Source organism: Lamprobacter sp., from assembly GCF_034860625.1.
Classification (GTDB): Bacteria; Pseudomonadota; Gammaproteobacteria; order Chromatiales; family Chromatiaceae; genus Lamprobacter.
This window is the reverse complement of the sequence record NZ_JAYESN010000138.1, coordinates 1-9,562: the sequence shown is the minus strand read 5'-3', so window position 1 is coordinate 9,562 and position 9,562 is coordinate 1. Positions and strand designations below refer to the sequence as shown.

Here is a 9,562-nt window from a genome sequence, read left to right as displayed (position 1 = left end):
GCCCGGGGTGTCCAGCACCAGGCAGCCGCCGGGGATCAGGTGCAGCTCGCGACGGGTGGTGGTATGCCGGCCCTTGGCGTCGTCTTCGCGGATGGCTTGGGTGGCGATGGCCTCGGTGCCGGCCAGGGCGTTGGTGAGGGTGGATTTGCCGACACCGGATGAGCCGAGGAAGGCGACGGTTTGGCCTGGCTGGCACCAGGGCGACAGCTTGGCCTGAGGGTCGTTGCCGCGGGCATCGAGCGCAACCACCGGGACCCGCTCGGAGACCCCGCTAGCGGCATCGATCCAGCTCGGCGGATCGCTCACCAGATCGGCCTTGGTCAGGACGATGACCGGCGTGATCCCAGCCTCGAAGGCTAATGACACATAGCGTTCCAGCCGGGCCAGGTTGAAGTCCTGATTGCAGGAGGTGACGATGAAGACCGTGTCGATGTTGGCGGCGATCAGTTGCACCTGCCGCTCGGTGCCGGGCGCGCGGCGCTTGATCAGGCTGGTGCGGGATAGGAGGCGACTCGCCCGTGGTTGTGCACGATCGAGCAGCAGCCAGTCACCGACGGTGGCATCAGCGCGCGGTGGGAGGGTCTCGTCGAGGCCAGCGCCCAGGATCTGCAGGCCGCTGCGATGCACCGCGATGACGCGGGCGGGGGGCGTTGCTGAGAGTCCCTCTGGGCTGGTCTGTTCGGCGAAATAGGGTTGCCAGCCGAGTGCGGCGAGCAACGCCGGATCATGGCTGACGGAGTCGGGGTGCTTGCTGTCGTGACAATGACCGACGTCGTCGGAGTCCATGCGGATCGTCCTACCAAAAGACCGGATCGTTGAGTGCTTCGACGCAGCGGGACGGACCTTGTAGCGGAGTCATCGGCCGGTCTCTCAATGACTGCGCTAGCCAGCCTTCGGGATGCTTCAGCTTGAAGGGGGCTGGTGCATCCGCCTCACTGATCGGCCTGAAGCCGACCTTGGCATAGTAGCCGGGATCGCCATAGGTCATCGCGATGTCGACACCGGCGCCGCGCAGCGCGGCTAAACCATGGTTCAGCAGCCGTTGCCCGATGCCCTGACCTTGCTGATCCGTCGCCACGGCAACCGGGGCAAGCACGAAGACGGTCCGCTGATCCTGCTCGTAGGTCAGCCTTGAGAAGAGGATGCCGCCGATGAGGGCACCGTTTTCCTCGGCGATGAAGACGAACCGATCCTGCTCTTCCGTGTTGGCGAGCAGGTTGCGCACTAGATCGCCGATCAGGGTGCCTTCTTCTGCCCCCTCGGATGCGGTGAAGGTGGTGCGGAACAGCTCGATGATGGCCTCTTCGCGGCCTTGAGTGTCGGTCAAAAACGGCATGTTATGGTTTCCGTTGAATGGAGAGTCACTTCTAGGGTACCCCCAAGTACGCCCCCTTCTTTCGCGCACAGCTCACCCGAGTTCAGTACCGATCATGGGCTGAGGTCCAGCGCGCTTCGAGCGTACCGAATGCGTTGGAATCGATCACAACCACCCTTAGAGACTGCCCTTCCTGGACAAGAGACTGCCCTTCCTGGACAGTCTCTGCGATTTAAGGCACTGAAAATAGTCAGTTTTCAGTTTCATGGATCTCTATAAAATACAGAAATTTAAGCAAAAATTCCTATACAGCGTCTTAGGGATACTCCATTGCGGGTAGAACACCCCTGACGGTCGGACTGGAGGTCACGATGGACGTTTCCACCTTACGGTTGCTCGACCAAGCGCTGTTCCTGCTGCACGCGGCCCTGGTGCTGTTCATCCTCACCGGCTGGGTTTGGCAACACACCCGGCGCCTGCACCTGCTGGTGGTTGTGCTCACGCTCGGCTCCTGGGTTGGACTCGGCGCCTGGTTCGGCTGGGGCTACTGCCCGCTGACCGACTGGCATTGGCAGATCAAAGCCGCCCTCGGCGATACCGGATTGCCGGCGTCTTACATCAAATATTACGCTGACGCGCTGACGGGGGCGTCGTGGAATCCGATGCTCATCGACGTTTGGGTTGTCGGCTTGGCGCTGATGGCGCTGGTCGTGTCGGTTGTACTCAACTGGCATGATTGGAGGCGGAAACGAGCCAGCAAGCTCCAGTGATCGAGGCGAGCGAGCGCATCGGCGAGGCGCCAACCGCATCGAAGCGCGGGTTGCTTCGACGCCCTGCACGCCCAATTCCCCCCATATGATCAAACGCCTTCTTTTCGCCTTGCGCGCGCTGCTTCCAGGGCGCCTCGGCAAATCCCGCCCGCCGCCTGCGACCGTGGCTCAGGTCGATCTCGATCGGCTGTTGGGGGCCTGGTTCGAAGTGGCCAGGCTGCCCAATCTCGAGGCGGACGGCCCTTGGCAGCACAGCGTCAATGTCACTGCGACCTATACCAAGGGTCCTGACGGGCGTCTCAGCGTCCAAACCGTTGCTCAGAACGCAAAGGCGGGGATGCGCCGCAGCGAGGTCACCGGCAGCGTTCATCCCGCCGACCCGAGTGGCTCGAAGCTGATCTTGCGTTTCTTCAAGCTGATTCGCGGCGACCTCTGGGTGATCGGCTTGGACCCTGATTATCGATGGGCGCTGATGGGCACACCGAGCCGCAGGCGGCTTTGGCTGATCGCCCGCACCCCGCATATCGAACCCGACGACTTTGAGCAGGCCATGGCGATCGCTGTCAAACAAGGCTACGAGGCGGCGCGCGTCAGACCCACCCAGCAACAGGTCGCAGCCTGACGGGAGGCCGGCGGCCTGAGGTTCTTCCGCGCATCCGAGTCCTGGTTGGAACTCGCACGCTGCAAGGACTGACGGCTCGCGCTCACAGCGTCGCGACGAAGCCAAGGACGGCACCTGCCGCCTGATCCAGGTTCTGCATCCAAGTGCGCCCGGATTGCCGGCGCGGCTTGAAGCTGTGATCCCCGTCCTCGATCCAGGTCAGCCGGATCGATGGAGCAAGCGCATAGCCGGCGACCTCGTCCGGCGTGCCGAAGGGATCGCGGGTACCCTGACAGATCAGCGTCGGCGAGCGCAGGAGCCGCAGATGCTCGGTGCGCAGCCGATCCGGCTTTCCCGCCGGATGGAACGGGTAGCCGAGGCAGACCAGCCCGGCGGCGCGCTCGTCGGCGATCAGGCTCGCCATGCGCCCGCCTAGGGACTTGCCGCCGATCAGCAGGCGTTGCGCGTCGGTACCGGCGCCAAGCGCCTGGTCGATGATCCGAGTCCAGCGCTCCAGCAGCACCGGCTCGCGGTTCGGTGATGTGCGCCTGCCGGTGCGCTGGATCTCGGTCATGTACGGGAACTCGAAGCGGATCACCCTCAAGCCTGCTCGGCCCAGCGCACGAGCGATGTGCGCCATGAAGGGTGCATCCATGCCCTGACCCGCACCATGGGCCAGGATCAGGGTCCAGCGTGCATCCGGCGGCCCATCGGTCAATACATCGTGCGCGTTTTCGGGGTTGTCAGACATCGCGTGGCGGCCTCATGATCCAAGCACCAGTCGGTTCGAAGCAGTATCCCGCAACCACAGTCGGAACCGCGATGACGGCAATCGAGATCCGCGCGACCCTCAATCTGGGTCTCTGGCAGGGATTGCTGGCGATTCGGTGATCCTGGCCCGCAGCCCAACCCATCAGTGCCATGCTTCGCGTAGCCATTCTCGCCGACACCCACGCCCACTTGGACGCGCGGGTGGAAGCATTGGTGGCGACCTGTGATCTGGCGGTTCACGGCGGGGACATCGGCAACGCTGACGTCTTGGAGCGCCTGCGACCCCGTCAGGGACGGGTCATTGCCGTGATCGGAAACAACGACATTCCACGCAAGTGGCCGCCGGAGCAAGCGCACGTCCTGGATGGCCTGCGTGAGCACGAGGATCTGATGCTACCCGGTGGAACGCTGGCGGTCATCCACGGCCATCAGATCGCCGCCCGGAATCGCCATGAGCGTCTGCGCCGGCGCTTCCCGCAGGCGCGTGCGATTGTCTATGGGCATAGCCACCGTCTGATCGCCGATCGCGATGCCGAGCCCTGGGTGCTCAATCCCGGCGCTGCGGGCCGGGCACGGACCTTTGGCGGACCCTCCTGTCTGGTGCTCGACGCCACTGAGCATCGCTGGGCGTTGCGCATCGAGCGTTTCGAGCCCTTGAAACACCATGGTCGATAGTCCTACGGCCGACCTGTTGTTCGTTGTCGCAGTCCCCTGACGCGACGGTCACGCAGGACGTTGGCGGAAGTCGCTACACTTCAGAGCAAGCAACCTCTTGGAGACTGTGCATGCAAATCCCTGTGCCGATCATCGCCGTTGTCGTTTCATCAGCAACGCTACTCTCTTGCGGACGGCAACAGCCACCTCAGGATGTTGATCCAACCCTGGGCCGCGACTGCTTCGAGTCGCATCAGCCCAGCCTGCCGCCCGGCAGCCAGTACGAGGGGATCGCCGAGGTATCCGATCACCGCATCAGCATCCGTGCGATGACCGGCACTCAAGTGGAAACCTTCGATTGCTCACTGAAGCCAGATGGCACGGTTGCCAAAACAAGAGACTGAGTTTGAGGCTCCGGAAGCGGTCTTTCGCGAACGCTGCAGTCCAATCCGATTGTGGAGTGACAGCCTCCGCGAATAGGCCAAGGTGGACCGCGCCACAGTCACGCGAGCAATCGGTGGCTAGCGTGCTAAGGTCGTGGACAACGCCTCAGGCTGAAGGCGACCAAATCCGGGCGGCGGCCGACGGTGCTGGGTCGCTTGCTCATAGGCGTAGGCATACTGGAACAGCTTATGCTCGTCGAACGGCCGCGCCAGCAGTGGCAGGCCCAGCGGCAGGCCGTTGTCGGTGAAGCCCATCGACACCGTGATGGCCGGTTGCCCGGTATGGGGCGCAAGGACGGGGCTGTTGTTGCCGTGCGGGCTCTCGCTGTCGCCAATGCGCCGGGGCGGATGGCTCCAGCTGGGGTAGAGAATCGCATCGATCTGGTGCTGATCCATCGCGGCGAGGACGGCTTCAAGCAAGGCCTTGCGTCGCGGGTCGCCTTGGACGTCCACGCAGGGCGGCTGTTGCGAACCAGGATCAGCGTCGACAGCCATGGCCCACTGCATCACCCCAGCGCTTTGCGGCAAGAATGGGTTGCTCGCCACCAGTTCCTCCAGAGAGCGGATGGGGACGTTATCTGACAGCGTTTGCGCAAGAGGCGCCACCATGGGACATCTGCTGAACGACAAATCGGCCTTGGTGCCGCTGATCGACCGTCTCAACCGCTACCCGGTGGGCCTGGTCGACAGTCCGCGCCTGCGCCAGATCCTCGCGCTGCTGTTCGATCCGCGTGAGGCCGAGGTGGCGGCGCGCTTTCCGCTGACCGAGGCCACCCAGGCCGAACTGGTCGAGCGCACCGGCCTGCCGGCGGCCGAGCTGGATGGGATTCTGGAGTCGATGGCCAACAAAGGGCTGGTGATGGACCTGCCGGTGGGGCATGAGACCTACTATCTGTTGGTGCCGGGGCTGATCGGCTTCATGGAGTTCAGCTTCATGCGCGATCGCGGCGATCTGCCGCAGGCGGAGTTGGCGCAACTGATGTCCGAGTACCTGCGCGAACAGGGCAAGGACGGACAGGCCGGCGAGTTCTTCGGCAGCCGCTGGCCGTTGACGCGAGCGCTGGTCTATGAGGACCAGATCCCGGTGCAGTCACGCATCACGGCTTGGGAAGATGCGCGTCAGATCATCCAGGAGGCCGAGTTCCACGCGGTGACCCTGTGCTTCTGCCGGCACAAGAAGGCGCATGAGGGCAAGAGCTGCCAACAAGGCGCGCCGGTGGAGGAGATCTGCATGGTGCTCGGCGAGGGCGCGCGCTTCCTGGTGCGCCGCGGCATGGCCGAGCCGCGCAGTGCTGAGGAGATGCTGGCAATCCTCGACCGGGCGCGTGCGCTTGGGCTGACGCACATCACCGATAACATCCGTGAGCAGCCGTCGTTCCTCTGCAACTGCTGTCGTTGTTGCTGCGAGCTGTTGGCCGGCGTGCAGATGGGCTTTCACGAGGGCATCGCCAAGACGCCCTTTCTCGCCGCGGTCGATCCCGAGCGTTGCGATTACTGCGGCGCCTGTCTGCGTGCCTGCAATGCCAAGTGCATCGGCCTGGCCGACGAAGCCCGTGCCCTGCCCAAGGACCAGCGCTGGGCGCAGGTGGACGCGGAGGTCTGTCTCGGCTGCGGTGCCTGTCTGCAGGCGTGCGAGCAAGAGGCGTTGACACTGGTGCCGCGCCCGAAGTGCCCGCGCCCACCGCGCGATCGCAATGCCCTGTTCGCGCGTATCCTCTGGGACAAGGGTCGACTGATGCCGTTCATCGCCGACGGGCTGCGTCGGGGTGTTAAGCGCCTGCGCCGACAGCGTTGATCGGCTTGGCTTCAAAGCGGTCAGTCGCGAGCCACACTCCCGCGCCCAAGCTCTGATGCATCACGCATCGCCCTGTTTACGGCTAAGCTGTCACCCGTTTATCGATCAGGTAGACCTGGCCGTCGATCTCCTCGCAGCGCAGGGGCTCGAGTCGCTCGCCGGAGCAGAGCACGCTCAAGGATTCGCCGGAGGTTGGATCGAAGGCAATGCCATGCATGGAGCAGCGCAGGTGCCCTTGCTGTGCATCGAAGACGGCGTCGTTCATGCAATCCATGCGCCGCACCATGTGCACGCATTGATTCAGGTAGGCGTAGACCTGGTCCTCGTAGCGCAGCACGATCGCGGTCTGCGGGTGCTGCTTGAACAGCAAGGGGATGATGCGATGCTGACGATCCGCCAGTTCAGCGCTGTCACAGACCAGCAGCTTGCGTCGCTCGCGCGCTGACCTGTTGAGGGTGGATGCTGTGTTCATCGCTCAGTCACTTGGCTCACTCGGCCCTGCTTTGCCTGTGCGGAGCCATGATGCCGGAGCCAAGCCCAGCCGTTCTGTTTTGCTCTGTTCTGTTCGACAGCCTGCTGCGTAGCGACCTCCTGCCACGGCTCCATTTCCAGATCCAGGGCATCGGCAAGCACTTGCGCCAGATGGCGAGGGCGGTGTGCCGTATGGGCACGCATCTGCTGCCGACAGGAGAAGCCGTTGGCGATGACGGGCGCGCTCGGGTTGGCGCGCAGTTGCGGCAGCAAGGCCAGCTCGGCCATCTGTCGGGACAGCTCGGCGTGCTCCTGTTCCAGGCCGAAGGTGCCGGCCATGCCGCAGCAACCGGCATCGATGATCTCCGGCGTCAGGCCCGGTAAGACCTTCAGCACCTTGCGCATCGACTTCATCGCGCCCACCGCCTTCTGGTGACAGTGGCCGTGCACCAGCGTGGTGCCGCTGCCGTGCGCTTGCGCATCAGCGAATGGCAGCTTGAGGCGCTTGGCCATGAGCTCTTTGGCCAGGAACTCCTCCAGCAACAGGCTACGCTCGGCCACGACTCGCGCTGCGTCACCAAGCCCGAGCGCGAGGTGGTCATCGCGCAGGCTCAACAGGCAGGAGGGCTCGAGTCCGATGATCCAATGCCCGGCGCGGGCGTGGGGCAGCAGGGCGTTCAGCAGGCGCCTGGCCTCATCGGCAGCCTGTTCCACGAGGCCTTGAGCCAGATAGGTGCGCCCGCAGCACAGCGGGCGTCTCGGGTTCGGGTCCGATCTGGCAGGCTCGGCGATGTGGACGCGGTAGCCGGCAGCCCTGAGCACGCGCAGCGCTGCGCGCGGGATCTCGGGCTCGAAGTGGCGGCCGAAGCAGTCGACCAGGAGCACGACCTCCGGTCGCGACGCTGAGGTGGCCTCGGTCAGCGCGGATACGGGTGCGGCGGCGGGTTCCGGGGTGGCCGTAAAGGGCGTTCGCGTGAGCTCCGGCAAGGGGACCTCGGCGCTGATGCCGAGCAAGCGCTCACCCAGTTGCGCCAGCCAAGGGTGGCGGTTGCGCATCCCGATCAGCCAGCGCACGGCAGGTCGATAGCGCGACAGCCAGTCAGGCAGTGCGGCGAAGAGGCGTGCTCGCCAGCGCAGACCGTCGCGCCGCACCCGCTGCGCCAGGTATTCGCTCTTGATCAATGCCATGTCGACGTTGCTCTCGCACTCGCGCTTGCAGCCTTTGCAGGCAACGCAGAGGTCCATCGCACGAGCGAGGGTTGGGTCGGCGAGGGCTGCATCGAGCAGGCTGGCCTCGCGTTGGGTCGCATCAGCCGAGTGAGCATCGGCCGAGCCGGTATTGAGGGCGGCTTTCAATAACCGCACCCGTCCACCGGTGGACAGGGCTGGGTCTCCAGTGACGCGAAAGCTCGGACACATGACGCCCTTGCTGGTCTCGGTCTCGCACTGGCGGCTGTTGATGCAGACTGCCACCGCCTTGGCGAAGTCGCCACCCTGCTTTGGGATGTCCGCATAGGCGTCGCCCATGCCGGCATCTTGGTAGGCGGACCAGTCCAGCACCGTCTTCATAAAATGATCAACTCCGACCGAAAAGATGGGCAGGGCGCAGCCATACCCAGGGCGTGACTAGGCTGGCACCGGCGCTTCATAGACCTCGAGCAACAGCGGGAGGACCTCGTCGAGCCAGGCGTCGATGCGTGCGTCGGTCAGCAATGACTGCAAGTGTTGATCCAACGCCAGGCCGACGAAGCGCCCATCAATGACGGCCCGCGAGCGCTTGAACTCAAAACCGCCGGTGTCGATGCCGCCCACCAGTTGGGCACCCGCCTTGGAGAACAGGCTGTGCAGGTGCATCATGGCGTCGCAGAAGTGGGTCGGATAGCGCTCTTGGTCTCCGAGCCCGAACAGGGCAATCCGGGTGCCACTGAAGTCCTTGCCGTCGAGCTGTGGCAGGAACTCCAGCCAGGCGGCCTCATCGGTGTCGTTGGCCTTGCCGGGGAGCAGGCCTTCGCCATAGGTGGGTGTGCCGAGGATCAGTGCCTTGAAGGCCAGCAGGTCATCAGCGCTGGCGCGATTGACGTTCAGTGGTTTTGCGACCACGCCCTCTCCGTGGCGCGCCTTGATCGCCTTCGCGATCTTCTTTGCGATCAGTCGGGTGGTACCGGAATCGGTCCCGAAGAAGATGCCGATCTGACGCATGTGGCCCCCATGAACCTGTGTCGCTCCTTTGGGAGCCCGGTTGTCGTCTTGGTGATGAGCCAGTCAAGACAGCAAGACTCGCGCCACATCGACGCCTACGCACTGGCGTCACGCGCGCAGGAGCTGACGAATCATGCAAGCCACTGAGGCCAATGCGGAACTTGATCGATGGCGCCGTCGCATCTGAGTCGTTGGACGACCGGGTGTCATCGCAATCGACAGGTGAACGTCGCTGCTCAGCGTGCCTGAGCCTGTGGCGAAGCCGACAACCGTCTTGGACTGAGCGGGGTCCTGACAGTGACCACGCTGGTTCAGCGTAGCGCCCGGTCGAGGGCTCACTGATCCGGCTCTGCAACCTCAACCATCACCTCGTTGCGGCGCAGGAACGGCAGCGAGAACGGGGAGTTGTAGCGGGCATAGAGGGGCTTGCCGAGCGGTGTCAGACCAGCGGCACTCACCGCCTTGAGCAGTTGCTCCTCATGGGACCGATAGTTGGATTCGCCCCAGCCGCCGGAGTACTGCAGCACCGTCATCAGGCGGCCG

At 64.3% G+C, this 9,562-nt stretch carries 13 protein-coding genes; 5 read left to right on the top strand and 8 right to left on the bottom strand.

Going from position 1 to position 9,562, the window contains the following annotated elements; translation table 11 throughout:
• Positions 1-786, bottom strand: a 786-nt coding sequence (gene rsgA / locus VBE63_RS21565) for a GTPase RsgA (RefSeq protein ID WP_323685080.1), incomplete at its 3' end; no start/stop codon positions are given.
• A 10-nt stretch (positions 787-796) separates the two neighbouring features.
• Positions 797-1,336, bottom strand: a complete 540-nt coding sequence (locus VBE63_RS21560) for an N-acetyltransferase (protein WP_323685079.1) — start codon at positions 1,334-1,336, stop codon at positions 797-799.
• Positions 1,337-1,686: 350 nt separating this feature from the next.
• On the opposite strand from VBE63_RS21560, the gene VBE63_RS21555 reads away from it, so the two are divergent.
• Together VBE63_RS21555 and VBE63_RS21550 are read left to right on the top strand one after the other, a co-directional pair.
• A complete protein-coding gene (locus VBE63_RS21555) occupies positions 1,687-2,085 on the top strand; it encodes a DUF2784 domain-containing protein (RefSeq protein ID WP_323685078.1) in 399 nt (132 codons plus the stop codon).
• Positions 2,086-2,170: 85 nt separating this feature from the next.
• The gene (locus VBE63_RS21550) at positions 2,171-2,707 is read left to right on the top strand and encodes a lipocalin family protein (RefSeq protein WP_323685077.1); all 537 of its coding nucleotides are present in this window, start codon (positions 2,171-2,173) and stop codon (positions 2,705-2,707) included.
• An 82-nt stretch (positions 2,708-2,789) separates the two neighbouring features.
• Here the strand turns inward: VBE63_RS21550 and VBE63_RS21545 are convergent, their stop codons facing one another.
• Positions 2,790-3,437, bottom strand: coding sequence for an alpha/beta family hydrolase (locus tag VBE63_RS21545; protein ID WP_323685076.1), 648 nt, complete (start codon positions 3,435-3,437; stop codon positions 2,790-2,792).
• Positions 3,438-3,607: 170 nt separating this feature from the next.
• Between VBE63_RS21545 and VBE63_RS21540 the strand changes: the two genes are divergently transcribed.
• Together VBE63_RS21540 and VBE63_RS21535 are read left to right on the top strand one after the other, a co-directional pair.
• A complete protein-coding gene (locus VBE63_RS21540) occupies positions 3,608-4,132 on the top strand; it encodes a metallophosphoesterase family protein (protein WP_323685075.1) in 525 nt (174 codons plus the stop codon).
• Positions 4,133-4,242: 110 nt separating this feature from the next.
• Entirely contained in the window at positions 4,243-4,515 is a 273-nt protein-coding gene (locus tag VBE63_RS21535; protein ID WP_323685074.1) for a hypothetical protein, read from the top strand.
• 117 nt (positions 4,516-4,632) lie between these two features.
• Here the strand turns inward: VBE63_RS21535 and VBE63_RS21530 are convergent, their stop codons facing one another.
• Positions 4,633-5,163, bottom strand: a complete 531-nt coding sequence (locus VBE63_RS21530; RefSeq protein ID WP_323685073.1) for an amidase family protein — start codon at positions 5,161-5,163, stop codon at positions 4,633-4,635.
• Here VBE63_RS21530 and VBE63_RS21525 point away from each other — a divergent pair.
• Positions 5,162-6,349, top strand: coding sequence for a 4Fe-4S binding protein (locus VBE63_RS21525; protein WP_323685072.1), 1,188 nt, complete (start codon positions 5,162-5,164; stop codon positions 6,347-6,349). The genes VBE63_RS21530 and VBE63_RS21525 overlap by 2 nt on opposite strands.
• Positions 6,350-6,431: 82 nt before the next feature.
• Here VBE63_RS21525 and VBE63_RS21520 read toward each other — a convergent pair whose 3' ends face one another.
• From VBE63_RS21520 to VBE63_RS21505, 4 genes are all read right to left on the bottom strand, one after another.
• Entirely contained in the window at positions 6,432-6,821 is a 390-nt protein-coding gene (locus tag VBE63_RS21520; protein ID WP_323685071.1) for a Rieske (2Fe-2S) protein, read from the bottom strand.
• Positions 6,818-8,389 (bottom strand): (Fe-S)-binding protein, encoded by a 1,572-nt coding sequence (locus tag VBE63_RS21515; protein ID WP_323685070.1) that lies wholly within the window; start codon positions 8,387-8,389, stop codon positions 6,818-6,820. Before VBE63_RS21515 ends, VBE63_RS21520 begins: the two co-directional genes overlap by 4 nt.
• 57 nt (positions 8,390-8,446) lie before the next feature.
• The gene (locus VBE63_RS21510; protein ID WP_323685069.1) at positions 8,447-9,019 is read right to left on the bottom strand and encodes a flavodoxin; all 573 of its coding nucleotides are present in this window, start codon (positions 9,017-9,019) and stop codon (positions 8,447-8,449) included.
• 335 nt (positions 9,020-9,354) lie between these two features.
• A partial coding sequence (locus tag VBE63_RS21505; protein WP_323685068.1) for a heme-binding protein occupies positions 9,355-9,562 on the bottom strand: 208 nt, incomplete at its 5' end.